The following is a 25714-nucleotide window of genomic DNA, read 5'->3' on the forward strand; positions in this document are numbered from 1 at the left end:
TCACGAGCGGCGCAGCCGGGCCGCACCCCTCAGGGTCCGGGACGCCAGCGACGCCAGGCGTGGACGGGCGCGGACGAAGCCGTGCGCACGGCGCGTCGGCTCGCGGCACAGCCAGTGCAGGGCGGCGCCCAGTCCCGGACGGGTCGCCGCCCCCTCGTGGACGACGAGTTCACCGGTCTTCAGCGAGTCCTTGTACTCGGCCGGCCCGCGCCCCATGTCGAGCAGGCCGATGCCCGCGTCCGCCGCCGCCTCGGCCATCCGCAGATGCAGCACGAGTCCGGGCGAGTACTTCGCGAACTCGGGCTCGTAGGCCGGGAACCAACAGGCCAGCACGGAGGCCGAGCGCAGGCCGAAGTGCGCGGCGACGGGCCGGTCACCGGCGTACAGGACCGACAGCGTGCCCGTGCACTGAGGGGCCCGGGTCTCGGCGAGCCGGCCCACGAGCCGGGCGATCCACTCCTGCGCGAACCGGTCGCGGCGCCCGGTCCTGCGGTACTGCGCCGACTTCCACTCCATGAGCGCCCGCAGCGCGGCCGGGTCGCGTTCGTCGAAGACGAACCGTACGGGTCCCGCCTGGCGGCCCAGCCTGCGTTCCTTGGCCAGGGTGGTCTTCAGGAACTTCGGCGACTGGGTGCGCAGCACGGATTCGTACGTCTCGTAGCCCTTCTCCATGTCGATGACGTAGGTGGCGTGCTCCTCGGCCGCGTACGGCACGAACAGCTCCTGGCCGGCCTCCAGGTTGTCGAAGGCGAAGCTCGACACCGAGCAGGCGCGCAGCAGTTCGGCGGTCTCCAGGACCACTCCGGGAGCCAGCACCGCGCCCTGGCAGTCGGACACCCCGAGACCGATCGCCCGGCCCCGGCCCAACGAGCCCCGCTCGTAGGGCAGAAAGCCCGTCGGGTCCGCTCCCTCGTACAGCACCGCGATCCGGGCCTGTGGCCGCACCCGGCCGACGGCGGTGGTGAACTCCGGTTCCATGAAAGGGCTGCGTGCCGCGTCGGTGGCGGCGCGCAGTTCCCGCCAGCGTTCCCGCTCCCCCTCGCCGAGCTCTTCCGGCCTCAGCACGCGCATGCGTCCACTGCTCACCGGACCCCCCGATCAAGTCCCCCCTGGACTCTTGGAAGGTACCGTCCGATCCCGGGCGGACGGTAGACAGCGGACCATGTTCTTGCCAAACGGTGAAAGGGTCCCGAATCGGTCCCTATCCGGTGATGACGGAAGGGGAACCGCATCGAAGCGAGCGGAAACGGGCACCGTGAATCGGACGGTCGTGTTGTCCGTATTCTCTGATCATGGCCGCACCCACCGATTGTTCACTCATCGCCACCGACCTGGACGGGACGCTGCTGCGCGGCGACGACACCCTGTCCGACCGGTCCCTCGCCGCGCTGGCGCGGGTGGCGCAGACCGGTGCCCAGCACCTCGTGGTGACGGGGCGCCCGGCCCCCAGAGTGCGGCCGCTGCTCGACGACCTCGGCTGCACGGGGCTCGCGGTGTGCGGACAGGGCGCGCAGGTGTACGACGCCGGCGCGCGCCGGCTGCTGTGGTCCGTGACGCTGGACCGGGAACTGGCGGAGACCGCGCTCGGCAAGATCGAGGCCGAGGTGGGGGAGGTGTACGCCGCGGTCGACCAGGACGGGGCCGACGGACTGACCCTGATCGAACCGGGCTATCTGATGCCGCACCCCACGCTGCCCGCCGTACAGGTCGAGCGGCGGAGCGATCTGTGGGAACGGCCGATCAGCAAGGTGCTGCTGCGCCACCCGCGGCTGTCCGACGACGCGCTGGCGGCGGCGGCGCGGGCGGTGGTCGGTTCGCTGGCGACGGTCACCATGTCGGGTCCGGGGACCGTGGAGCTCCAGCCGTGCGGGGTGACCAAGGCGACCGGGCTGGCGCTGGCCGCCGAGCACCTGGGTCTGAGCCCGGAGCGGACGGTCGCCTTCGGTGACATGCCCAACGACATCCCCATGTTCGACTGGGCGGCGCACGGCGTCGCCATGGCCAACGCGCATCCCGAGCTGAAAGCGGTGGCCGACGAGGTCACCACGTCGAACGAGGACGACGGCGTGGCCGTCGTCCTCGAGCGACTGTTCGCCGACGCGGCCGTGCTCGGCCGTCAGCGGTCGGCTCAGTACGCGCCGAAGACGTTGTCGATGGAGCCGTAGCGGTCGGCGGCGTAGTTGCAGGCCGCCGTGATGTTCGCGACCGGGTCGTACGGGTCGAAGACGGTGCCGGGCACGTGGTAGGCGGCGAAGGTCGGGTCGATGACCTGCAGCAGACCCTTCGACGGAGTGCCGGCGGCGGCGTTGGAGTCCCACAGGTTGATGGCGTAGGGGTTGCCGGAGGACTCGCGCATGATGTTGCGGTGGATGCTCTCGTAGGAGCCCGGAATGCCGTGCTGGGCCATCACGGACAGCGACTCGAGGATCCAGCCGTCGAGGTTGTTCGGGTACGTGGTCACCGCGGTGGCGGCGGTGGACGTCGTGGTGGCCGCCGAGGCGCTGGTGGCGCCGAACAGCGGAAGCGCGACCACGGCGACGCCGGCGACGGCGAGGGAGCGGACGAGGCGGCGGCGGCCGAAGCGGGACTGACCGGTGGCGGACATGTCTGGGGTCTTTCCTCTCCTACGCCTGCGAGGTGAGCTGTCGGGTTCGGGCGGGAGAGTGCCCGGCCGTGCCTCTGCGGGCATGGCTTCACCCCCAGCCGTTCCGGTGCGATGCCCGGCCCGGCGACTTACCTGGGTCCCCCGCTCCTGCCGTGCGTGAGTTCGTGGGTGGGTGTGATGCGGGCGGTGGCAGGATTCGGCGTCCGCCCGGCAGGCCCGGAACGTATGCGAGAGCGCATGTCGGGAACAAGTGAAGGCGTCACACAAGGAGGCCTTTGATCATGGAATGGGGGATTTGGCATGCTTGATCCTTTGTGTGTGCTGACGGTCAACTCCCCTCCGGGGGAAGGGGGAACGCGGTTGTGAGGGAATGGCGGGGACGCCGGGGGATGCGTGACTCACTTCACTGGCCGGACGTCGGTGGAGCATTTGCCGCCAAGGGGAATTTGCTTGCCGAGTGCGGCAAATCGGATAGTGGGCCGGGCGGGATGATCCGGTCGCCATCGCGTCCCGGAAAGTAGGGGAATGTCCGTTGCTGTCACCTGATCAGAAGCACCCCGCTCCTGATCCCGTACCGCCCTGGCCGTAACCCCGGGTGCTGGTGGTGATCGAAACGTGACCGGATACGCTGACTTGAGTGAGGGCAGCGACCTATCGACATTCCGTGTAATCGCCCATGGACACCAGCAGACAGGAGACCCCTCGTGACCGTCGTCGGGCCGTTCGGGCTGAGCGTGCGGGACCAGGCTCTGGAAGCCGATGTCCAGGCCGGAATGACGGCTGTCGAGGAAGGGCTGATCGAGGCCACCAAGAGTGAGGTGCCCTTCATCACGGGTGCCGCCCGGCACCTGGTGCGGGCCGGCGGCAAGAGGTTCCGTCCGCTGCTCGTGATGCTCGCCGCCCAGTTCGGTGACCCCTACGCGCCGGGTGTGGTGCCGTCCGCCGTGGTCGTGGAGCTCACCCACCTGGCCACGCTGTACCACGACGACGTGATGGACGAGGCCGAGGTGCGGCGCGGCGTGGACAGCGCGAACACGCGCTGGGGCAACTCCGTCGCGGTCCTCACCGGTGACTTCCTCTTCGCGCGGGCCTCGCACATCCTGGCCGACCTCGGCCCGGAGGCGGTGCGGGTGCAGGCCGAGGCGTTCGAGCGGCTGGTCACCGGGCAGATCCTGGAGACCGCGGGGCCGCAGGACGGCCGTGACCCGGTCGACCACTACCTGGACGTGCTCGGCGGCAAGACCGGTTCGCTGGTCGCCGTCTCCTGCCGCTTCGGCGCGATGATGTCCGGCGCCGACGAGACGGTGGTGGACGTGCTCACCCAGTACGGCGAGCGGCTCGGCGTCGCCTTCCAGCTCGCCGACGACGTCCTGGACATCGCCTCCGACAGCCACGAGTCCGGCAAGACCCCCGGCACGGACCTGCGTGAGGGTATTCCGACGCTGCCCGTGCTGCGCCTGCGCGAACGGGCGGCCCGGATGGGGCTGGCCGAGGACGTCGCCCTGTGCGAGCTGCTCGACTCCGACCTCACCGACGACGCCCGGCACGCCGAGGCGCTGCGTCTGCTGCGGGCCCACCCCGCGCTGGAGCAGGCCCGCCGGGACACCGTGCGGTACGCCGAGGAGGCGCGCGCGGTGCTGGCCCCGCTGCCGGAGTGCGACGCCAAGGCGGCCCTCGTGCAGCTGTGCGACGCGGTGGTGCACCGCGCGGGCTGAGCCGGCCGGCGGCCCGCACGCACCCCACGGATCCCTGCCGGTCGGCCACGACCCGCACGCACCCCACGGATCCCTGCCGGTCGGCCACGGCCCGCACGCACCCTCACGACCCCTGCCGGCGGCCGACGGTCGGCGGCCTGCACTCCCCGCGACCCCTACTGGTCGGGGGAGGAGAGCGCCCTCCGTGTCATACCCCAGCAGTACACGGAGTTGCGCCCGCGGTCTGACGTATCGGCCCGCCGGATTTGGTCAGATGGACAACGACGGACAACACCACCTCTCACCGGTTCGGGTGAGAATGGCGGCTCAGGGTGAGACTGGTGCGAGAACACGAGACGGAAGCCGCCGCCGACCACGGAGGGCACACATGGCACCGTACGAATCCGACGAGATGACCACCGCGGGGGAGGTCGACGAGCCGCGCTCCGGGCGGCGCAGGGCCGCGCGGTACGTCGTCCCGGTCACGGTGATGGGAGTGGCGGTCGCGACCATCGGGCTCGTCCCCGCGCTCGCCGACTCCGGCGACCCCGACCTGCCGAAGATCACTGCCGCACAACTGATCGAGAAGATCGCGACGTCGGACGTCGAGCAGCTGTCCGGCACCGTGAAGATCACCACGGACCTCGGACTGCCGAACCTCGGCGGTCTGGAGAGCGGCCTCACGTCCGGCGCGATGGGCCGGGGCGGGGACGACGGCTCCTCGGCCGATCCGTCCGCCAAGCTCACCGAACTGGCGTCCGGCACGCACACGCTGCGGATCGCGGCCGACGGCCCGGACCGGCAGAAGGTGTCGATCCTGGAGAACGCCGCCGAGTACAGCCTGATCCACAACGGCAAGGACGTCTGGGGCTACGACAGCGAGTCCAACGAGGTCTACCACGGCACGGTCGACCGGTCCGGCGAGGACCGGGAGCGGCAGCCCCCGGCCACCCCGAAGGACTTCGCCGAGGAGGCGCTGAAGTCGGTCGACGACACCACGTCCGTGACCGTCGACGGCACCGCCCAGGTGGCCGGCCGGGACGCGTACAAGCTGGTCGTCAAGCCCAAGCAGTCAGGCTCCACGGTCGGCGCGATCAGTATCGCCGTCGACCACAGGACGGGCATGCCGCTGAAGTTCACGCTCACCCCGTCCAGCGGCGGCTCGGCCGTCGTGGACGTCGGCTTCACCAAGGTGAGCTTCGACCGGCCGGACGCGTCGACCTTCGAGTTCACCCCGCCCAAGGGTGCCGAGGTGACCGAGGACGGTGAGCTGGAGCACGGCCGGGAGCACTCCGCCAAGCCGGAGAGGGCCCCCGAGCCGGAGGAGGACCTGGCCAAGGGCCTCGACGGGCTGAAGATGCTCGGCGAGGGCTGGAACTCCGTCGCGACCTTCGACACCGGCGCCGACGGCGGCCTGCCCACCGGTGAGGCCGGAGGTGACCTCGGCGGCTTCCTCGGCTCGCTCGGCGACCCTGTCAAGGGCAAGTTCGGCACCGGCACGGTGTTCAGCACCCGCTTGGTCAACGCCCTGATGACCGAGGACGGCAAGGTCTACGTGGGCACCGTCACCAAGGACACGCTCGTGAAGGCGGCCGACGCGGGGAAGTAAGGACCTGAACCTTACGACGTGACAGGGAACGAGGGAGCCGATGGGCGAGGCGTCCGCCAGAGAGCCGGACGGCGCGCACGCGGGTGAGGGAGTCATCACCACCCGCGCGCTCACCAAGCGTTACCGCGGCGGGCAGCTCGCCGTGGACGGTCTGCACCTGACCGTCCCGGAGGGCAGCGTCTTCGGCTTCCTCGGCCCCAACGGCTCGGGCAAGACCACCACCATCCGCATGCTGATGGGCCTGATCGAGCCGACCTCCGGCACGGCGCACGTCCTGGGGCGGCACATGCCGCGCTCCGCGCGCGCCGTGCTGCCCCACGTCGGCGCCCTCATCGAGGGCCCGGCCCTCTACGGCTTCCTCTCCGGGCGCGACAACCTGCTCCGCTACGACGCCGCCGATCCCACCGCCGACCCGCACACCCGGCGCACCCGGGTCGCCGCCGCGCTGGACCGGGTGGGCCTCACGGCGGCCGCGTCCAAGAAGGCGAAGGCGTACTCGCTCGGCATGAAGCAGCGCCTCGGCCTCGCGGCCGCCCTGCTCCAGCCGCGCCGGCTGCTCGTCCTGGACGAGCCGACCAACGGCCTCGACCCGCAGGGCATGCGGGAGATCCGCACGCTCGTCCGCGAGTTGGCCTCGGACGGCACCACCGTTTTCCTCTCCTCCCACCTCCTCGACGAGATCGAGCAGGTGTGCACGCATGCCGCCGTGATGGCCCGGGGCCGGCTGATCACCCAGGGCCCGGTCACCGACCTGGCCGCGGGGGCTCGTGGCCGGCTGGTGGTGACCACGCCGGACCCGGCGGACGCGGCCCGGGTACTGAAGGAGCAGGGCGTCGCCGATGTCGTCGTGACCGAGGACCGGGTGACCGGCGAGGCGCCCGAGCGTGACCTCGCCGAGGTCAACGCCGCGCTGGTGACGGCCGGCGTCCGGGTCCGCGGCTTCGGGGTCGAACGGGCCTCTTTGGAGGACGCGTTCGTGGCACTGACCGGGGAGGGTTTCGATGTCGCGGGCTGAAGCGCTGCGGAGGGCGAGCCCGCTGTGGACCCTCGGACTGTTCCGCAGCGAGATGCTCACCACCTTCCGGCGCTGGCGCACCCTCGCTCTGCTCGGGGTGCTGGCGGCGGTACCGGTCCTGGTCGGCATCGCCGTGCGCATCGAGACCGGCGACGGCTCGTCGGCCGGTGGCGGGGGTGGCGGAGGGCCGGCGTTCATCTCACAGATCACCAACAACGGCCTGTTCCTCGTCTTCACCGCGCTCGCCGCCACCCTGCCGTTCTTCCTGCCCATGGCGATCGGGGTCGTCGCGGGCGACGCCATCGCCGGCGAGGCGAACTCCGGCACCCTGCGCTACCTCCTGGTCGCCCCTGCCGGACGCGGCCGCCTGCTGCTCACCAAGTACGCGACGGTCATGGCCTTCTGCCTGGTCGCCACACTCGTGGTCGCCGTCTCGGCGCTGATCACCGGCGCGCTGCTGTTCCCGCTGGGCGACCTCACGACCATCTCCGGCACCCGGATCAGCTTCTCCGAGGGCCTGGCCAGAGCCCTGTTGATCGCCCTGGTCGTCGCCGCGTCACTGATCGGGGTGGCGGCGCTCGGCCTGTTCGTCTCCACGCTGACCAACAGCGGCATCGCGGCGATGGCGACCACGGTCGGGCTGCTGATCACGGTCCAGATCCTCGACCAGATCCCCCAGCTGCACGCCCTGCACCCCTACCTCTTCTCCCACTACTGGCTGTCCTTCGCCGACCTGATGCGCGAACCGGTCCACTGGGACGACCTGACGAAGAACCTGGGCCTTCAGGCCCTCTACGCGGCCGTGTTCGGCTCTGCGGCGTGGGCGCGGTTCACGGCGAAGGACATCACCGCGTAGGACAGGGGTCGGCACGGGCGGCCTCGCCCGGAACCTCGCTGCCGGTACGGGCGGCGAGTTCCGGGGCGGCAGGTCGCCGACGGCTCACCTGTGAACGAAGACGGTGTGCTGCTCGGTCCGGTCGCCCCACAGCCGGGCTGGTGACTCGCGGGGGTCAGCCGGCCTCGTAGGGGAAGCGGGCGAACGGCGCCTCCTGCGCGAAGAACGTCTTGGCCCGGGTCAGCGCCTCCGTGTCCTTCAGCACGTCACCAGGCTTGCTGCCGTTGCCGAGCAGCACCCCGCCGAACCGCATCCCCATGTACGCGGCCGAGTTGTTCAGCGTGCCGACCAGCGGACCGGCGACCTCCGGCTCCTCGTGGGCGAGCGCGGTGACGCCCCACAGGGTGCGCCCCGCCATCCTCGCCTTGAAGTCCAGCCCCGGGGTACGCAGCCAGCCCGACCAGTGGTCCAGGTAGCGCTTGGTCTGCGCGGACACCGAGTACCAGTAGAGCGGCGAGGCGATCACCAGGTCCGTCGCCGCGAGGGTGGCGTCCAGCAACAGCGCCGCATTGCCCTCGGTGGGGCGGACGTGGTCGCTGTCGTGGCGGAGGTCCTCGAAGTCGGGGACGGGGTGGGCGGTGAGGTCGATCCACTGCCGCTCCACATCGGGAGGCAGTTGCTCGGCGGCCCGGCGGGCCAGCAGTTCGGTGTTGCCGTCGGGGCGGGCGCTGCCCTGGACGAAGAGGAAGCGGCGAGTCATGGTCATCCCCAAGGTAATCGGCGTGCGCCATTTACAGGCCTTCGCATTATATGTACACGCAAGTAAATTGCCCAGGGGTGCTCAGGTGACGGCACCGCGCTTCTCCGCCTCCCGCGCGACGGCGAGCAGCAGCCCCTCCCGCCCCGGTGGCGCCACCAACTGGAGCCCCACCGGGCAGCCGTCGGCGCCGAACCCGGCCGGGAGGCTCAGCGCGGGGTGCCCGCTGACGTTGAACGCCCAGGTGAGCGCGGTGGAGTAGACGTCACCTGGGCCCTCGTGGCCGTGCGGTGCGGTGGGCACCGTGGGGGTGAGCAGCAGATCGGTGCCGGAGAAGAGGGCGTCCAGGCGCCGGTCGTTCTCGGCGCGGATGCGGTGGGCACCGGCCCGGTCGGCGCCGGGTGTGCGCAGGGCCAGCCATGCCGGGGCGGGGTCGAGGAGCAACGGCGGCGGCACGGGGGGACGTACCAGCCGTACGATCCCTGCGGCGGCGAGCCCGCCCGCCGCCGCGTGGGCCAGGGCGACCGGCTCGGGGTCGGGGCGGGCGAAGCCGAGGTCGGGGGACCAGACGGCGGAGACGGGAAAGCCCGCGGGCGCCCCGGCCGCGACGGCCGGCCGCATCAGCCGCCACCAGACCGCCGCGTCCGCGGCCGTGCGGGTCAGGACCCCGGGCGCCGCGAGCCCCGTACGGTCCGGCGAGGGCAGTCGGCCGCCCGTGACCTTCAGCCCGACCACCCCGCACCACGCCGCCGGGATCCGCACCGAGCCCGCGCCGTCACTGCCCGTCGCCAGCGGCACCAGCCCGGCCGCCACCGCCACCGCGGACCCGGCCGACGAGCCGCCCGGTGTGCGGTCCGCCCGCCACGGGTTGACGGTACGGCCGTGCTTCCCGAGCCCCCAGGTCTGCCAGCCCGTCCCCGGGCCGGGTACGGAGGTGGCACCCACGGCGACACAGCCGGCCGCGAGCAGCGGCCCCGCCGTACGCAGTCCGTGCCGCCCCTTGACCCCGATCGGCACCCCGGCCAGCGGCAGCCGCTCTCCGGCGGCGACGCGCGCGTCCACCTCGTCCGCCCGCCGCAGCGCCTCCTCGCCCCACACCTCGAGGAAGGCGCACAGCACCGGATCGGCTCGCTCGATCCGCTCCAGCGCCTCCGCGACCACATCCACGGCCCGAAGCGTGCGCGCGCATACGGCGGAGGCGATCTCCGCCACGCCGCCCCCGCTCAGCGCATCGCACCCGTCAGTCGGGCCAGCGACTCCGTCTCCCGGGGCGGCCGGCCGCTCAGGTCACCCAGGCGCCACTCGTGCACCCACGGCACCCGGTACACGTCGATCACCGACTCGACGAGCCGGATCCGGTGGGCCAGGGGACGCGGCAGCCGTCCCGGCGCGTCCGCCACCAGGACGACGGCATCCAGGTCGAGCTCCTGGGGTGCCTCCCCACGCCGGAACGCCTCCACGGCCGGAGCCACGCAATCCAGGCCGGCGGCATGGGTCCGGGCGACGAGCAGCACCGACGGCGGACCGTCGGGCGCGGGCCAGGCCCGTCCGCTGTCATGACCGCCGTAGACGGCGGCGAGCGTGGAGACACCGGCGCCGCCGTGCAGGCCGACCCAGGAGAAGCGCCGGGCCGTCGCGTGCGCGTGGGCGGGCTCCGGCGGGGCCGCCACCTCCGCGTCCGGTGCCGCCACCGGCCCTCGGATCCAGATCTCCGGTCCCTGTCGCATGCCTGTCCGCATGCCCCCTCTCCTGCTCGCCACCTCGATCCTCATGCAGCCGGGCGGCCGGGAAACCGGAGCCGGCGGCCGTTGGGACGAGCCTGTGACAACGCGGTGACGCGAGAAGCGCGGGCGAGCGGACAGACTCGACGGTAGGTGTACGACCCGAATGAGGGAACGATGTCTCGACTCAGCCGCGAGAAGAAGCGGGAACAGCAGCAGGCCGCGCAAGCGGCGGACCCTGCGGTGGCGCCGATCGACGTCCATGTCCCCGTGGGTGCCGCGGCTGCGTCGGTCGGCGGGGTACCGGTGATCGCGGGGCCCGGCGAGGAGATCCAGCACGCGGTGCTGAACCGCCTCCACCGCATCGCCATCGCCTCCGGGCACGCCGTCCTCGCCACCGTGCGCGACGAACGCATCGGTTGCGTCGTCCCGCTCCAGGTCGAACCGGACGGCTCCAGCCATTTCACGGCACAGCCGGACCGGCTGAGCACGGCGCGGGACCACGAGCCGGCGCACGGGACGGAGCCCGTGCGGGAGCCCGGCGCGGACCGGCCCACGCACCTCCTGCGCCCCGGGCCGGAACCGCGGACGCCGGCCCCCGTACGGGAGGCCGCCCCCACCTTCAAGCTGCGCCCGGTCACCGGGGCGCCGGCTCACCGGGACGCTGTACCGACCTTCCCGCTGCGGCCCGTGCCCGAGTCGGCGGAGGTCACGCCGCCCGGCACCGTGGTTCCCCCGACGGGCGAGTTCGGCCCGCCCCCGGCCATGGACGCCAGGTCGCACCCCGCGGACCCGTTCCTCGACCCCGACCCCGACCCCGAGCCCGTGCCCGACCCCGAGCCCGTGCCCGACCCCAAGCCCACCCCGCCCCGCGGTTTCGACGCCGTGGCGGAGGCGGTGCTCGGCGACGACCCTCTCGCCGCATCCGGCGACCACCACCTCGCCGAGCCCATGGCCCGGGTCAACGAGGCCGTCCGGGCCGGCCGGATCGACACGGCCGCCCGCCTGGCCGAGGAGACCGTGGCTCAGGCGTCGGCCACTCTGGGGCCGGAGCACCCCGAGGTGCTCCGCCTGCGCGAACTCACCGCGTACATCGCCTACCTGGCCGGTGATCCCCTGCGCGCCTTCCGGCTCTCCCTCGAACTCGCCCTGATCTGCCGCCGGGCGGAGGACGCCGAGACCGCCTACGGCAACGTCCGCAGCGCCGCCACCGCATGGCGCGCGGTGCGGGACCCGCTGCTCGGCCTCGAGCTCGGGCACGAGCTGATCGCGCTGTGGACCGAGCTCGCCACCGAGGGCGGTGCCGCCGCCGACGAGATCGAGGAGCTGGAGTCCGCCCGCGCCCGCATGGGCCGCCTGACCGGACGGGCCCGCGCGCGGCAGACCTGAACGGCCCTCGTCACACCGGCGTCAGCGCAGGCAGAACTCGTTGCCTTCCGGGTCGGTCATCACCAGCCACCCCCCGGAGGCCTCCTCCACCCGCCGCAGCACACGGGCCCCGAGACCCTCCAGCCGAGCGAGCTCCTCCTCGCGGTGCCCGTCACCGGGATGGAGATCGAGGTGGAGCCGGTTCTTGACCGTCTTCACCTCCGGTACGCGCTGGAACAGCAGCCGCCGTCCGCGGCCGGTGCCGCTCTCCTCGTCGTAGGGGTCGTCGGGATGCCGTACGGCGGCCAGGTCGCGCCAGGCGTGGCGGCCGTGGGACTCGAGGGTGAGCTCGGCGGGCACGGCTCCCGCGCCGAGCAGCTTCCCGATGAGCGCGCTGTTGTCCTCGACCGCGTACCGGAGGGCGGCGGCCCAGAAGTCCGCCTGTGCGTGCGGGTCGGCCGCGTCGATGACGACCTTCCAGTGCACGGGAGTCGCCGGAGTCGGTGTCTGCGTCATGAGACCAGTTATAGGGCCTGCCACTGACACCGCCCGGGCTCGACGCCTGGCACCGGGCTCGACGCCCCACCTGACACCCGGGGCCCGGCCACCGGCGCCCCGGCCGTGGTTCTTACGGTCTGGCCTCCACCTGGTCCGGCTCCGGCGAGGCGGGCACCCTCTCGGGGCTGCGTGCACCGCCCACCGTGCCGGTCGTCGCGGAGCTCGCTGCGGCCGCCCGCGCGCCACGTGCCTGGGCCTGCGTACGGGCGGCCCGGCGGGCGGTGCGCAGCGCGTCCCAGGTGAGCAGGGTGAGCGCCAGCCACACCAGCGTGAACCCGGCCCAGCGCTCGGGAGGCATGGCCTCCTTGAAGTACAGGACACCGAGCAGGAACTGGAAGACCGGCGTCATGTACTGCAGCAGCCCCAGGGTGGACAGCGGCACACGGATGGCGGCCGCGCCGAAGCAGACCAGGGGGAGCGCGGTGACGATCCCGGACGCGACGAGCAGCATGGCGTGCCCCGTCCCCTCGGCGCCGAAGGTGGCGCCGCCCCGGGTGCTCAGCCACAGCAGGTAGCCGAGCGCGGGCAGGAACTGGATCGCGCTCTCGGCGGCCAATGACTCGACGCCGCCGAGATCGACCTTCTTCTTCACCAGCCCGTAGGTGGCGAACGAGAAGGCGAGGCAGAGGGAGATCCACGGTGGCTGGCCGTAGCCGATGGTGAGGACCACCACCGCCGCGGCCCCGACCCCGACCGCCGCCCACTGCGCGGGCCGCAGACGTTCCTTCAGCAGCAGCACGCCGATCGCGATGGTGACCAGCGGGTTGATGAAGTAGCCGAGGGAGGCCTCGACGACGTGCCCGGAGTTCACGGACCAGATGTAGACGCCCCAGTTCACGGTGATGACCGTCGCGGCGACCGTGATCAGCGCCAGCTTGCGCGGCTGCCGCAGCAGTGTGCCGAGCCAGGCCCAGCGGCGTATGACGAGCAGGGTGGCGGCCACGAAGACCAGCGACCAGACCATCCGGTGGGCCAGGATCTCCACCGCCCCGGAGGGCTTGAGCAGGGGCCAGAACAGGGGCACGAGCCCCCACATGCCGTAGGCCGCGAAGCCGTTCAGCAGTCCGAGGCGTCGCTCGCCCCCCGGTGTTCCGGTCATGCGGCACCCCTTCCCCGGTTCGCTGTGCACGCGCCCCACCGAAGGTAGCGCCGACGGCCCTCGTCTGTCATGCCCGTATCGGCATACGGTCATGACGGCTACGGGTGCCGCTTCCGTTCCGGGACATCGCGTGCAGTGACTTGTATCCGCTTTGTATGCGCACCTCCTTCAATCGCCCCAGTCACCTCGGCGACCACGGGAGGAACCATGCGCGTACAGAAGAGACAGGGCCGTCGGCTGCTCGCGGCACTGTGCGGCCTGGCCGCACTGATGGCGGCCGCACCGGCCTCGGTCGCGGCGCCCGAGAAGGCCTCGGCCGAGCTCCAGGCAACAGCGACACGCCCCGCGTTCCGCATGCCGTTCGTCTGCGGACAGACCTGGCGCGGCAGCAACTGGCAGGGCCACAGCCCCGCCCACTCCATCGACTGGAACCACTACGACGCGAACGGTACCCCGGACGACCTCGGCCGCCGCGTCCTCGCCAGCGCCGGCGGCACAGTCCTCTCCTCGTACTACGCCACCGGCACCGGCTACGGGAACACCGTCGTCGTCGGGCACGGCAACGGCTGGCGGACCCGGTACGCGCACCTGAAGTCCCGTGCCGTGAACAAGGGCGACACGGTCTCGCGCGGCCAGCGCATCGGCACGGTCGGCGCAACGTCCGCGCTCTACGACATCTCCCCGCATCTGCACTACGAGCAGATCCACAACGGCAGTGTCGTCGTCGCCGTCGTCCAGGGCGTCACGTGGTACGACTACCTCGCGCGCTACCAGACCAGCACCAACCGCTGCTGAGCCCGGAGACCGGCACCAACCGCTGCTGAGCCCGGTGCCGCACCGAACCGGGGAGTGGGTACGGCGGCCGTCTGCCGCCGTGCCCACGTGCGCGGTGCCGTCCCGCCTCCACCGGCTCAGCGCAGCGAGCGCAGCTTGGCGTCCACCAGCTCGGCCTGGTCGTGTACGTCGAGGCGCCGATAGGCCGACAGGGAGCGGTGGAAGTAGCGCCGCGCGGTCTGTTCCCGGCCCGTCGCGTGGTGCAACTCGCCCAGCAGACACGCCACCCGGGCCTCCGCACGGCGGTCGCCGAGCCGCTGCTGCACCGCCAGCGCACCCACCAGCAGCGCCGACGCCCGGCCTGCGTCGCCCTGCCGCAGGCACAGCTCCCCGATGCTCTGCTGCACGTACGCCGCGCAGTGCGTGTCGGTCAACTCGTCGAAGATCCCCAGTGCCCGCTCCAGCTCGACCCGCGCCATGTGCGGTGTGCCGCGCAGTTCGTGCAGTACGGCGATACGGCGCCGGACCTGTGCCTCGCGGTGCCGGTCGCCGATGTCGCGGGACAGGGCGAGCGCGTCGTCGAGCCACGGTGCCGCGGCGTTCGCGTCGCCCCGGTCCAGCCACACCGAGGCGATCGCGTTGTGCGCGATGGCCTCACCGTGCCGGTCGGCCGCCGCCCGGAAGGCGTGCTGCGCCGCGGTGAAGGAGGCCAGCGCCGAGTCCAGGTCGCCGGTCACCCGGTGCACGGAACCGATGCCGAGCCGGGCGACCGCCTCACCCGAGCGGTGGCCGAGGGCGGTGAAGACCTCCCGGGAGCGGGTGAACGCGGTGAGCGCGTCGGCGTACCGGTCCTGATAGAGATGGAGCTGGCCGAGGTTGCGCAACAGGGCGGCGGACCGGGTGTCGGTGGGGGCGGGCCCTGCGTGGAGGGCGAGCCGGTGGGTGCGCAGCCAGTCGTCGTAGTAGCCCCGCATGTCGAAGAAGCCGGCCAGCTCGACGGCGAGGTCGCCCGCCCGCGCGTGGTCGCCGAACCGCAGGGCGGACTCCACGGCGGTGACGAGGACCCGGCGTTCGCTCTCGAACCACTCGACCGGCCGGGTGCGTACGGCGCGGGCGATGCCGGCGGCCGGACCGGGCAGCGGCACCGTTTCCCCCAGCACCCCGAGGAAACGCGTCGGCATCGCGGCGTTCGCACAGCGGGCCAGCGCGATCAGGGCGTCCACGGTCCGCAGCCCGTGCTCGCGCCGGACGTCGGGGCCGTCCGCCTTGGTGAGTTCACGGGCGTAGATATGGAGCAGATCGTGCATGCGGTAGCGCTGAAGCCCCAGTGGGTCGGTGCCCACCACCTCGACCAGGTGCTCGTCGAGCAGTGTCTCGAGTACTCGGGCCGGCTCCTCGGCGTGGCCCATCGCGACCGTGACGAGCCAACCCGGTACCGCCTCGCCGGGCAGTCGGCCGAAGGCTCGGAAGGCAGCGGCGGCATGCTCGGGCAGATGCCGGTAGCTCAGCTCCGCACTCGCCCGAACCTCCAGCTCGCCGGCTCGCAACCGGTCCAGCCGGTCACGCTCGTCGTGCAGGAAGTCGGCCAGCGCGGCGACGGTCCAGCCCGGCCGGTTCGCCAGCCGGGCCCCGGCGATCCGCACGGCCAGCGGCAGCGACCCGCAGCCGGCGAGCACCCGGTCGGCATGCGCGTCGGCACCGCGCAGCCGCTCCTCACCGACGATCCGGCCGAGCAGCGTACGGGCCTCGTCGTGCCGCATCACGCCGAGGGGACAGTGGTACGCGGGCAGGGACGGCATGCGTCGGCGCGAGCCGACCAGGACCGCGGAGCCGCCGGTGCCTGGCAACAGCGGGCGGACCTGCTCGCTGGTCGAGGCGTCGTCCAGGACGATCAGGAAGCGCCGCGGAGCCAGTCGGGAACGCAGCAGTGCGGCCCGCTCGCCCGGTTCGGCCGGAATGGCGTTGTCGATGACGCCGAGGCCCCGCAGTATCTCGGCGAGCACGTCGGCCGCCTCACGGGGGCGGCCGCTCATGCCGCCCAGATCGACGAACAGCTGCCCGTCCGGGAACAGGTGCCGCACCCGGTGGGCGACATGGACGATCAGCGTGGACTTCCCCGAACCCGGCAGGCCCGACACCACGGCGACGACCGGCCGCTGACGGGCCCCGGACAGCAGCTTCTCAAGGGCGGCGATCTCCACGTCGCGGCCAGTGAAGTCGGGTATGTCCATCGGCAGCTGCCGCACCGGCGTGACCGGGGCGGGGCGGTGCCTGGCCACATGCCCGTTGACCTCCTCACCGGTGGCGCGCAGCGGGGCACCGGGGGCGACGCCGAGTTCGGCGGCGAGGACCCGCTCGGCCTCGGCGTAGGCGACGCGGGACTCCGTGACGCGTCCGGCGCCGTACAGGGCGCGGACCAGCATCTGCCACAGGTCCTCGCGCACCGGGTCCTCGGCGAGGCGGGTCCTGAGGTCGGCGACGAGCGGCGCGTAGTCGCCCAGCCGCAGCCGCACCTGGAGGCATTCGTCGACGGCGAGGGAGCGCAGCCCTTCGATCCGGGCGACGGCCGGATCCCATACGACGCTGGGCGGCAGGTCCTGGAGCATGCCGCCCCGCCACAGCGCGAGCGCCGTGTCGTAGCCGCGCAGGGCGGCGCCGTCGTCGCCCTGGTCGCGGGCCGCGCGGGCATGGTCCAGGAGGTGCTCGAAGAGCAGCATGTCGTGATCGCCGGGTTCCACGTCCAGGGTGTAGCCCGCGGGCAGGGTGCGCAGCCCGTCGGTGGCGATGCCCGCGGCTTTCAGAGCCACCCGGACCGCCCGTACGTAGGTGCGGACGTTGGCCACCGCCGAGCGGGGCGCGCCGCCGGGCCACAGGACCTCTGTCAGGACGTCGAGCGAGACGAACGCCCCGGGCTGCAGCAGGAGCGTGGCGAGGACCGCCCGCGGCTTGGGGCCGCCCAGCGGCAGCGGCTCCGATTCGCCCCGCGCCCGTACCCGGAGCGGGCCCAGCACGCCGAATACCGGCTCCCCCATGCGCCTGCCTCCGCAAAGCCTGTGACAGCCCGTGACTGCATGCCCAGCCTAGCCGTACACACAGTTGCCGAACAGGAGTTCAGTGATCCGGGACGGTACCGACACCACGGGGTCACTTCACGTCCACCCGCTCCGCCCCGGGCTGCGCCAGGAGGTGAGGTCGCTCCCCAGCGCGCGGGAGCACGGCGGGGAGCGCTGTGCGGCAGGGGCGTCAGCCCTTGAGCGCGACGGCGACGGCCTCGGAGAGCGGGGTGGTCGGGCGGCCGGCCAGCCGGGACAGGTCGCCGCTGTCGACGACGAGCTCGCCCTTCTCGATCGAGACGTCCACGCCCGCGAGGACGGCGGCCATCGGCCCGGGTACGCCGGCATCGGCCAGGATGCCGGTGAGCGCCTCGGGCGTGACCGCGTTGTAGACGATCTCCCTGCCGGTCTGCCGGCTCAGCTCGGCCGCGTACTCGGCGAAGCTCCACGCCTCGTCGCCGCCCAGCTCGTACGTCTTGTTCTCGTGCCCCTCGCCGGTCAGTACGGCCACGGCGGCGGCCGCGTAGTCGGCCCGTGAGGCGGAGGAGACCCTGCCCTCACCGGCGGCGGCGAGGACCGCGTCGTGCTCCAGCACCGGGGCGAGGTTCTCGGTGTAGTTCTCGTGGTACCAGCCGTTGCGCAGCAGCGTGTACGGCACGCCCGAGTCCAGCAGCGCCTCCTCGGTGCCGCGGTGGTCGTCGGCCAGGGCGGCGGTGAGGGAGCCGGGGCCGCTGGTGTAGGCGAGCAGGGCGACACCGGCGGCCTTGGCGGCGTCGATGACGACCCGGTGCTGCCGCACCCTGCCCTTGTCGAACTCGTTGCCGGAGATCAGCAGCACCTTGTCGCCCGCCGCGAACAGGCCGTCGAAGGTCTCGGGGGCGTTGTAGTCGGCGACCGCGATCCGCACCCCGCGCGCGGCGAGGTCCGCCGCCTTCCCGGCGCTGCGGGCGACGGCGGTGACCTGCTCGGCCGGGACCTTCTGGAGCAGCTGCTCCACGACGTGACGACCGAGGTGTCCGGTGGCTCCGGTGACGACGATGCTCATGATGTGACTCCTTGTGCGTGGGAACACCACTCACCCTAGGACGTGCGCTAACTCTTAGAAAGTACCCACTTTGAAGTAAGGTACTGGCATGGACGTAAGCAGCAGTGGCCGGAGTGGCCGGAGTGGCGACGGCGAGGACATGTGTCCTAACCGCTTGGTCCTGGAACATGTGACCAGCCGCTGGGGCGTGCTCGTGCTGATCCGGCTCCTGGAGCGCCCGTACCGCTTCAGCGAACTGCGCCGGGCCATCGGCAGGGTCAGCGAGAAGATGCTCGCCCAGACCCTGCAGACCCTGGAGCGTGACGGCCTCGTCCACCGCGACGCCAAGCCGGTCATCCCGCCCCGCGTCGACTACTCCCTCACCGGCCTGGGGCGCGAGGCCGCCGGACAGGTGCGCGACCTGGCCCTGTGGACCGAGAAGCGCTTGACCGATGTGCTCGCGGCCCGGCAGACGTACGACGAGGCCCGGACGCCGTAATGCGCCCGGGCCTCGTCGGGGGAACCGCGGCGGGGTTCAGCCCACGACGGTCCAGGTGTCGCCGCCGGTCAGCAGAGCGGCCAGGTCACCCTTGCCGTTCTGCTCGACGGCCGTGTCGAGCTGGTCGGCCATGAGCGTGTCGTAGACCGGCCGGCCGACGGAGCGGAAAACGCCGATCGGGGTGTTGTGCAGGGTGTTGGGGTCCGCGAGCCGGGACAGCGCGAACGCGGACGTCGGGGACGCGGAGTGGGCGTCGTGGACGAGGATCTCCGCCTCGTTCTCCGGTGTCACGGTGACCACTCTCAGATCGCCCGTGCCGCGGTCGCGCACGACGCCCTTGGAGCGGTCCGCGCCGAAGCGGATCGGCTCACCGTGCTCCAGACGGATCACCGCCTCCTCCGCCTGCCGGCGGTCCTTGAGGACCTCGAAGGCGCCGTCGTTGAAGATGTTGCAGTTCTGGTAGATCTCCACCAGCGCCGTGCCCGGATGGTCGGCGGCCTGGCGCAGCACCTCGGTCAGGTGCTTGCGGTCGGAGTCCACCGTGCGGGCCACGAACGACGCCTCCGCGCCGATGGCCAGCGACACCGGGTTGAAGGGTGCGTCGAGCGATCCCATCGGCGTCGACTTGGTGATCTTGCCGACCTCGGAGGTGGGGCTGTACTGGCCCTTGGTCAGGCCGTAGATCCGGTTGTTGAACAGCAGGATCTTGAGGTTGACGTTGCGGCGCAGGGCGTGGATGAGGTGGTTGCCGCCGATGGACAGCGCGTCGCCGTCACCCGTCACCACCCACACGCTCAGGTCGCGGCGGGAGGTGGCGAGGCCGGTCGCGATGGCGGGGGCGCGGCCGTGGATGGAGTGCATCCCGTAGGTGTTCATGTAGTACGGGAAGCGGGAGGAGCAGCCGATCCCGGAGACGAAGACGATGTTCTCCTTCGCCAGACCCAACTGCGGCATGAAGCCCTGCACGGCGGCGAGCACGGCGTAGTCACCGCAGCCGGGGCACCAGCGCACTTCCTGATCGGACTTGAAGTCCTTCATGGACTGCTTGCCCTCGGCCTTGGGGACGAGCTGGAGCAGCGCGTCGGCGTCAGTCATCGATGGCCTCCTTCAGCGCCGTGGCGAGCTGCTCCGCCTTGAACGGCATGCCGTTGACCTGGTTGTACGACTGGGCGTCGACCAGGTACTTCGCCCGGATCAGGGTGGCGAGCTGCCCGAGGTTCATCTCCGGCACCACCACCTTGTCGTACGTCTTGAGGAGCGTGCCGAGGTTGTGCGGGAAGGGGTTCAGGTGCCGCAGATGTGCCTGGGCGATGGACTCCCCGGCATTCCGCAGCCGTCGCACGGCCGCCGTGATCGGTCCGTACGTCGACCCCCAGCCCAGCACCAGCAGGCGCGCGGTCCCGTCCGGATCGTCGACTTCGAGGTCGGGGACGTCGATGCCGTCGATCTTGGCCTGGCGGGTGCGGACCATGAAGTCGTGGTTGGCAGGGTCGTAGGAGATGTTGCCCGTGCCGTCCTGCTTCTCGATCCCGCCGATGCGGTGCTCCAGGCCTGGCGTGCCGGGGATCGCCCAGGGGCGGGCCAAAGTCCCTGGGTCACGCTTGTAGGGCCAGAACACCTCGGTGCCGTCGTCCAGGGTGTGGTTCGGGCCCTGCGCGAACTGCACACCCAGGTCGGGCAGCTCCTCGATGTCCGGGATCCGCCACGGCTCCGAGCCGTTGGCCAGGTAACCGTCGGAGAGGAGGAACACCGGGGTGCGGTAGGCCAGGGCGATCCGGGCCGCCTCCAGGGCGGCGTCGAAACAGTCGGCCGGGGTGCGCGGGGCGACGACCGGGACCGGCGCCTCGCCGTTGCGGCCGTACATCGCCTGCAACAGGTCCGCCTGCTCCGTCTTGGTCGGCAGACCGGTGGACGGGCCGCCACGCTGGATGTCCACGATGAGCAGCGGTAGCTCCAGGGACACCGCCAGCCCGATCGTCTCCGACTTCAGCGCCACACCCGGGCCGGATGTCGTGGTCACCGCGAGCGAACCCCCGAAGGCCGCCCCCAGCGCCGCCCCGATGCCGGCGATCTCGTCCTCCGCCTGGAAGGTCCGCACACCGAAGTTCTTGTGCCGGCTCAGCTCGTGCAGGATGTCGGACGCCGGGGTGATCGGGTACGAGCCCAGGAACAGCGGCAGGTCCGCCTGCCGGGACGCGGCGACCAGTCCGTAGGACAGGGCCAGGTTCCCGGAGATGTTGCGGTAGACACCGGGCGGGAACGCCTTCGCCGCCGGGGCCACCTCGTAGGAGACCGCGAAGTCCTCGGTGGTCTCGCCGAAGTTCCAGCCCGCCCGGTAGGCCGCGATGTTGGCGGCCGCGATGTCGGGCTTCTTCGCGAACTTGGTCTTCAGGAACTTCTCGGTGCCTTCGGTGGGCCGGTGGTACATCCAGCTCAGCAGGCCGAGCGCGAACATGTTCTTGCTGCGCTCGGCCTCCTTGCGGGTGAGGTCGAACTCCTTCAGCGCCTCCACGGTCAGCGTGGTCAGCGGAACCGGGTGCAGGTGGTAGGCGTCCAGCGAGCCGTCCTCCAGGGGGCTGCTGTCGTAGCCGACCTTCTGCATGGCCCGCTTGGTGAACTCGTCCGTGTTGACGATGATCTCCGCGCCGCGCGGCAGATCGCCGATGTTGGCCTTGAGGGCGGCCGGGTTCATCGCCACCAGCACGTTGGGGGCGTCGCCGGGCGTGAGGATGTCGTGGTCGGCGAAGTGGAGCTGGAAGGACGAGACACCCGGCAGGGTGCCGGCGGGGGCCCGGATCTCGGCCGGGAAGTTCGGCAGCGTGGAGAGGTCGTTGCCGAAGGACGCGGTCTCCGAGGTGAAGCGGTCGCCGGTGAGCTGCATCCCGTCACCCGAGTCCCCCGCGAACCTGATGATCACTCGGTCGAGCCGACGGACGTCCTTCGCGTCGCCCGCTTTGCGCTGCTCTCCTACGATTGCTCCGTCGGCCTGCTCCGTGGTGCTGCTGACCTGGCTGGTCACTGAACTGGACCTCCTCGAGGCGGCTGTCCGGGACGGCCTTCCCGTAGGCCTTCCCCGCATAAACCCTACGTCCGTTAGGGTCGCCTTCCTCGGGTCATTCGCATCGTGGACACGACTTCGAGATGTCCCACTAGGAGTTGAGGTAGGTGAGAACGGCCAGCACCCGCCGGTGATCGCCGTCGCTCGGCGACAGCCCCAGCTTCAGGAAGATGTTGCTGACGTGCTTCTCCACGGCACCGTCGCTGACCACCAGCTGCCGGGCGATCGCCGAGTTCGTCCGCCCCTCGGCCATCAGCCCGAGAACCTCCCGCTCACGCGGGGTGAGACCGGCCAGTACGTCCTGCTTGCGGCTGCGCCCCAGCAGCTGCGCGACGACCTCCGGGTCCAGCGCCGTACCGCCGTCGGCCACGCGCACCACCGCGTCCACGAACTCACGCACCTCGGCCACCCGGTCCTTCAGCAGATAGCCGACGCCCCGGGTGGACCCGGCGAGCAGCTCCGTGGCGTAGCGCTCCTCCACGTACTGCGACAGCACCAGCACCCCGACACCCGGATGCGACTTGCGCAACTGCACCGCGGCCCGCACTCCCTCGTCCGTGTGCGTCGGCGGCATCCGTACGTCCGCCACCACGACGTCCGGGAGCAGGTTCTGCCCGTCCAGCTCGGCGATGGTCTTGATCAGCGCTTCCCCGTCGCCGACACCGGCCACGACCTCGTGCCCCCGGTCGGTCAGCAGTCGGGTCAGGCCCTCCCGCAGCAGCACCGAATCCTCGGCGATGACCACCCGCACCCTGTCCTCCACGTTCCTCGGCCCCCACGCCCCTGCCCCCGGCCCGCCCTCGTGGCGGGCCCGGTCGGCAGGTTCAGCATCCCAGCATCCGGTGGGGGATGGGTTGGGACAAGTCGATTGGGGGTGTCATCGAGGCCGACGTCCGTCCGGTTTCTCTCGGGCGGGGCTCGCGAACGGCGCAGCGGGGGACGGGTGCGGGCCCGTGGCCCGCACCCGTCGCCGCGTCCGTCCGCGGACCGCCCGCCGGTCTCGGCGGGGGCCCGCGTGTCCCGGTCCGGGGCGCTCTCGTCCCGGGATGGGACAGGCCCGTCCCGGTTGCGCGGCCCGGTCGCGAGGTCGTTGAGCCGCGGCCCGGCTGTCCCGGCCCGGGGTCTCAGTGCGTGGTCATCGTGTCCGCTCCGCGCGCCACGGAAGCTCGGCGGTCACCCGCGTCGGACCGCCGGACGGTGAGTCCACCACCAGGATTCCGTCCACCGCGTTCAGCCTCTCCGCCAGACCGGACAGTCCGGAACCCCGGGAGGTGTCGGCGCCGCCCACCCCGTTGTCCACCACCTGGAGCATCAGACGGTTCTCCGTCCGCCACACCTCCACGGCCGCCGAGGTCGCCCTGGAGTGCTTGCTGACGTTCTGCAGCAGTTCCGAGGCCGTGAAGTAGGCGATGCCCTCGATGGCCGGCGCGGGCCGCTCCGTCAGGTCCACCTCCACCTGCACGGGGACCGTGCAGCGCGAGGCGACCGAGGACAGGGCGGCGTCCAGGCCCCGGTCGGTCAGCACCGCGGGATGGATGCCGCGGGCCAGGTCCCGCAGCTCCTGCAGCGCCGTCTTCACCTCGCCATGTGCCTCGTCCACCATCTGCGCCGCGACCTGCGGGTCCTCCCGCAGCTTCTCCTTCGCCAGCCCCAGATCCATGGCCAGTGCCACCAGCCGGGCCTGCGCCCCGTCGTGCAGATCCCGCTCGATGCGCCGCAGGTCCGCCGCCGCCGTGTCCACCACGACCCCGCGGTCCGACTCCAGCTCCACCACCCGCGTCACCAGCCGGGACGGCCCGAGCAGCCCGTGCACCATCACCCGGTCCACCGTCGTCAGCGCCCGGACGATCCAGGGCGTGGCGAGCGTGAACAGCAGCCCCACCCCTGCGGTCACCGTGATCTCGAACGGGTTGTCCAGATAGACCTGGTGCCGCTCGTCGCCGTACAGCTGTATGCCGTCCTGCCCGCCGGACACCGGGAAGACCCAGAACCACAGCGGATACGTCAGTAGCGACCAGCCCACCGACCAGAGTGTCACGGTGACGACGAAGGAGAACACCGCCCACGGCAGTTGAAGCACCGCGTACAGCAGGGACCGCCAGGAGGCGCCGCTCTTGAGCACGGCCCCCACCCACGCCATGAACCCCTGCCGCTTCACCCGCAGCGGTTCCGGCTCACCCACCTCGAGGCCCAGCAGCCCCCGCGCCCGTGCCCGCTCCACCGACCCGAACCCGCGGCATCCGGCGAGCGCCGCCGCCAGCACCGGGACACCCAGGAACGTCACCAGCAGGCCCGCCCCCAGCGACACCATGGTGACCGCGTAGGTGAACAGCAGAATGCTGATCGGCAGGCTCAGCAGCACATACCCCAGCTCGCGCCAGCTGCGCCCCTCGACCGGCGCACGCAGCGCGGCCGGCAGCCGGTGCCGCCGTCCCTCGGCGTTCCCGGGATGTCCGGGCTCCGTGGGGAGCCCGTAGCCCTGTCCGTACTCCGTGGCCATCGGTGTCGTCCTTCGTCTCGTCCGGAGGCTGTGCTTTCGTATCTCCAGACTGCTCCGCCGCAGGTCGGCGGACCATGGAGTCCGTCGCAGTCTTGGACGGGGGGTTTTCCCTACCTCCTGCCGCGGGTGGACGCCCCCTTGGCCGTCCGCGTGTCCTCGGCCAGGACACCGGAACGGTCCCGCCACGGCAGCTCCGCCGTCACCGTCGTCGGACCGCCCTCCGGCGAGTCCACGACGAACAGACCGTCCACCGCGCCCAGCCGGTCGGCGAGGCCGCGCATACCCGACCCGCCCTCCAGGCTCGCGCCCCCGCGCCCGTCGTCCCACACCTGCAGGAACAGCCGGCCCTCCGACCGCCACGCGTCGACCGAGGCCGACCGTGCCCCGCTGTGCTTGCTGACGTTCTGCAGCAGTTCGGAGACGGTGAAGTAGGCGATGCCCTCGATGGCGGCGGCCGGACGCTCGTCCAGGTCGGCCGTCACCTTCACCGGCACCGTGCAGCGCGAGGCGACCGAGGACAGGGCGGCGTCCAGGCCCCGGTCGGTCAGCACCGCGGGATGGATGCCGCGGGCCAGGTCCCGCAGCTCCTGCAGGGCCAGTTTCACCTCACCGTGCGCCTCCTCGACCATCGTGGCCGCGGCGTCGGGGTCCTCCAGCAGCTTCTCTTTGGCCAGCCCCAGACCCATCGCCAGATTGACCAGCCGGGCCTGCGCCCCGTCGTGCAGATCCCGCTCGATGCGCCGCAGGTCCGCCGCCGCCGTGTCCACCACCACACCCCGGTCGGACTCCAGCTCCGCGATGCGCCGCTCCAGTTCGTCGGAGGGCGACAGCAGGCCGCGCACCATCGCCCGGTCCACGTTGGTCAGGGCCCGCGCGACGAACGGCAGCACCGGCCACAGGACGAACAGCCCGGTCAGCGCGACGGTGAAGGTGAGCACGCCCCACGGCAGCCGTATCAGCTCGTACAGCACCGTGCGCCAGCCCACCGGGTCCCTCAGCGCCAGCCACAGCCCTGGCCAGAACCCCCCGGCCCGGTGCGGCAGCGGGCTGGGCTCCTCCACCCGCACCCCGAGCAGCTTCCTGGCCCGTGCCCGCTCCAGCCGGCCCAGCAGCCGCGCACCCATCAGTCCGGCGGCGAGCAGCGGCAGCCCGATCACCGTGACGGTCAGTCCGACACCGGTGAACAGCATGGTCACCGTGTAGGTGAAGCCGACCAGCGACACCGGGAGGTTCACCAGGAGATGGGCGATCTCCCTCCAGGTGTGCGCGTCGTAGGCGAAGCGGACCGGCGGCGGGCGGTCGCCGGGCCCGGCCGGTGCGGGGACCCCCGTCACGGGCGTGCCCGGCGGCGGAAAAGGTTCGGTCATGCGCCCAGCCTGCCCGGAGCCGGGGGGCCCGCGCCATGAGGCGGACCGCCAGGACACACTGAGGAAAACCCCACCCCCGGTATCCCGAGTGGTGACAGGCTGCTTACCGCTCCTTTATGAGGGCCTAGACTCCCGTGCGTACAGATCGTCGAACCGTGCCGTTCGGCGTTCACCGGCA

At 71.9% G+C, this 25714-nt stretch carries 22 protein-coding genes and 1 riboswitch; of the genes, 8 read left to right on the forward strand and 14 right to left on the reverse strand.

What is annotated here, in order from left to right:
* Window positions 1–1071, reverse strand: coding sequence for a GNAT family N-acetyltransferase (locus ACZ5C2_RS26950; protein WP_468796021.1), 1071 nt, complete (start codon window positions 1069–1071; stop codon window positions 1–3).
* Between the two features lie 221 nt (window positions 1072–1292).
* Here ACZ5C2_RS26950 and ACZ5C2_RS26955 point away from each other — a divergent pair, with 221 nt between their 5' ends.
* A complete protein-coding gene (locus tag ACZ5C2_RS26955) occupies window positions 1293–2165 on the forward strand; it encodes an HAD family hydrolase (RefSeq protein WP_468796024.1) in 873 nt (290 codons plus the stop codon).
* On the opposite strand, the gene ACZ5C2_RS26960 is transcribed toward ACZ5C2_RS26955, so the two are convergent.
* Window positions 2129–2605: a transglycosylase SLT domain-containing protein gene (locus ACZ5C2_RS26960; RefSeq protein ID WP_468796027.1), complete on the reverse strand. Its 477-nt coding sequence runs from the start codon at window positions 2603–2605 to the stop codon at window positions 2129–2131. The genes ACZ5C2_RS26955 and ACZ5C2_RS26960 overlap by 37 nt on opposite strands.
* Window positions 2606–2612: 7 nt before the next feature.
* Window positions 2613–2786, reverse strand: a riboswitch (cyclic di-AMP (ydaO/yuaA leader).
* Between the two features lie 523 nt (window positions 2787–3309).
* On the opposite strand from ACZ5C2_RS26960, the gene ACZ5C2_RS26965 reads away from it, so the two are divergent.
* The 4 genes from ACZ5C2_RS26965 to ACZ5C2_RS26980 all read left to right on the forward strand — a co-directional run bounded on the left by ACZ5C2_RS26965 (window position 3310) and on the right by ACZ5C2_RS26980 (window position 7779).
* On the forward strand, window positions 3310–4320 hold the full coding sequence (locus ACZ5C2_RS26965) for a polyprenyl synthetase family protein (RefSeq protein ID WP_468796030.1): 1011 nt from the start codon (window positions 3310–3312) through the stop codon (window positions 4318–4320).
* 367 nt (window positions 4321–4687) lie between these two features.
* Window positions 4688–5908, forward strand: coding sequence for a LolA family protein (locus tag ACZ5C2_RS26970; RefSeq protein ID WP_468796033.1), 1221 nt, complete (start codon window positions 4688–4690; stop codon window positions 5906–5908).
* Between the two features lie 40 nt (window positions 5909–5948).
* Window positions 5949–6923 (forward strand): ABC transporter ATP-binding protein, encoded by a 975-nt coding sequence (locus tag ACZ5C2_RS26975; protein ID WP_468796036.1) that lies wholly within the window; start codon window positions 5949–5951, stop codon window positions 6921–6923.
* Window positions 6910–7779 (forward strand): ABC transporter permease, encoded by an 870-nt coding sequence (locus ACZ5C2_RS26980; RefSeq protein WP_468796039.1) that lies wholly within the window; start codon window positions 6910–6912, stop codon window positions 7777–7779. The genes ACZ5C2_RS26975 and ACZ5C2_RS26980 overlap by 14 nt, the downstream gene beginning before the upstream one ends.
* 154 nt (window positions 7780–7933) lie before the next feature.
* On the opposite strand, the gene ACZ5C2_RS26985 is transcribed toward ACZ5C2_RS26980, so the two are convergent.
* From ACZ5C2_RS26985 to ACZ5C2_RS26995, 3 genes are all read right to left on the reverse strand, one after another.
* Entirely contained in the window at window positions 7934–8518 is a 585-nt protein-coding gene (locus ACZ5C2_RS26985; protein ID WP_468796620.1) for a flavodoxin family protein, read from the reverse strand.
* An 81-nt stretch (window positions 8519–8599) separates the two neighbouring features.
* Window positions 8600–9682, reverse strand: a complete 1083-nt coding sequence (locus tag ACZ5C2_RS26990; protein ID WP_468796042.1) for an amidase family protein — start codon at window positions 9680–9682, stop codon at window positions 8600–8602.
* Between the two features lie 56 nt (window positions 9683–9738).
* Window positions 9739–10254 (reverse strand): DUF6668 family protein, encoded by a 516-nt coding sequence (locus ACZ5C2_RS26995; protein ID WP_468796045.1) that lies wholly within the window; start codon window positions 10252–10254, stop codon window positions 9739–9741.
* A 159-nt stretch (window positions 10255–10413) separates the two neighbouring features.
* Between ACZ5C2_RS26995 and ACZ5C2_RS27000 the strand changes: the two genes are divergently transcribed.
* Window positions 10414–11625: a tetratricopeptide repeat protein gene (locus ACZ5C2_RS27000; RefSeq protein WP_468796048.1), complete on the forward strand. Its 1212-nt coding sequence runs from the start codon at window positions 10414–10416 to the stop codon at window positions 11623–11625.
* Between the two features lie 21 nt (window positions 11626–11646).
* Here ACZ5C2_RS27000 and ACZ5C2_RS27005 read toward each other — a convergent pair whose 3' ends face one another.
* Window positions 11647–12120, reverse strand: a complete 474-nt coding sequence (locus ACZ5C2_RS27005) for a VOC family protein (protein WP_468796051.1) — start codon at window positions 12118–12120, stop codon at window positions 11647–11649.
* Window positions 12121–12232: 112 nt separating this feature from the next.
* Window positions 12233–13261: an EamA family transporter RarD gene (gene rarD, locus ACZ5C2_RS27010; protein WP_468796054.1), complete on the reverse strand. Its 1029-nt coding sequence runs from the start codon at window positions 13259–13261 to the stop codon at window positions 12233–12235.
* 207 nt (window positions 13262–13468) lie between these two features.
* On the opposite strand from rarD, the gene ACZ5C2_RS27015 reads away from it, so the two are divergent.
* Window positions 13469–14056 carry a M23 family metallopeptidase gene (locus ACZ5C2_RS27015; RefSeq protein ID WP_468796057.1) on the forward strand — a complete coding sequence of 196 codons (588 nt, stop codon included), beginning with the start codon at window positions 13469–13471 and terminating at the stop codon, window positions 14054–14056.
* Window positions 14057–14172: 116 nt separating this feature from the next.
* On the opposite strand, the gene ACZ5C2_RS27020 is transcribed toward ACZ5C2_RS27015, so the two are convergent.
* Both ACZ5C2_RS27020 and ACZ5C2_RS27025 read right to left on the reverse strand, forming a co-directional pair.
* Window positions 14173–17067 carry an AfsR/SARP family transcriptional regulator gene (locus ACZ5C2_RS27020; RefSeq protein ID WP_468796060.1) on the reverse strand — a complete coding sequence of 965 codons (2895 nt, stop codon included), beginning with the start codon at window positions 17065–17067 and terminating at the stop codon, window positions 14173–14175.
* A gap of 211 nt (window positions 17068–17278) precedes the next feature.
* Window positions 17279–18133 carry an SDR family oxidoreductase gene (locus tag ACZ5C2_RS27025; protein ID WP_468796063.1) on the reverse strand — a complete coding sequence of 285 codons (855 nt, stop codon included), beginning with the start codon at window positions 18131–18133 and terminating at the stop codon, window positions 17279–17281.
* Between the two features lie 139 nt (window positions 18134–18272).
* Between ACZ5C2_RS27025 and ACZ5C2_RS27030 the strand changes: the two genes are divergently transcribed.
* Window positions 18273–18611 (forward strand): winged helix-turn-helix transcriptional regulator, encoded by a 339-nt coding sequence (locus ACZ5C2_RS27030; RefSeq protein ID WP_468796623.1) that lies wholly within the window; start codon window positions 18273–18275, stop codon window positions 18609–18611.
* Window positions 18612–18647: 36 nt separating this feature from the next.
* Here the strand turns inward: ACZ5C2_RS27030 and ACZ5C2_RS27035 are convergent, their stop codons facing one another.
* The 5 genes from ACZ5C2_RS27035 to ACZ5C2_RS27055 form a co-directional block, all read right to left on the reverse strand.
* Window positions 18648–19706 (reverse strand): 2-oxoacid:ferredoxin oxidoreductase subunit beta, encoded by a 1059-nt coding sequence (locus tag ACZ5C2_RS27035; protein WP_468796066.1) that lies wholly within the window; start codon window positions 19704–19706, stop codon window positions 18648–18650.
* Entirely contained in the window at window positions 19699–21630 is a 1932-nt protein-coding gene (locus tag ACZ5C2_RS27040) for a 2-oxoacid:acceptor oxidoreductase subunit alpha (RefSeq protein ID WP_468796069.1), read from the reverse strand. Before ACZ5C2_RS27040 ends, ACZ5C2_RS27035 begins: the two co-directional genes overlap by 8 nt.
* A 130-nt stretch (window positions 21631–21760) precedes the next feature.
* The gene (locus ACZ5C2_RS27045) at window positions 21761–22420 is read right to left on the reverse strand and encodes a LuxR C-terminal-related transcriptional regulator (protein ID WP_468796626.1); all 660 of its coding nucleotides are present in this window, start codon (window positions 22418–22420) and stop codon (window positions 21761–21763) included.
* A gap of 384 nt (window positions 22421–22804) precedes the next feature.
* Window positions 22805–24169 (reverse strand): sensor histidine kinase, encoded by a 1365-nt coding sequence (locus ACZ5C2_RS27050; RefSeq protein WP_468796072.1) that lies wholly within the window; start codon window positions 24167–24169, stop codon window positions 22805–22807.
* A gap of 110 nt (window positions 24170–24279) precedes the next feature.
* Window positions 24280–25536, reverse strand: a complete 1257-nt coding sequence (locus ACZ5C2_RS27055; protein WP_468796075.1) for a sensor histidine kinase — start codon at window positions 25534–25536, stop codon at window positions 24280–24282.
* Between the last annotated feature and the right edge of the window lie 178 nt (window positions 25537–25714).

Source organism: Streptomyces sp. NPDC031365, assembly GCF_055569765.1.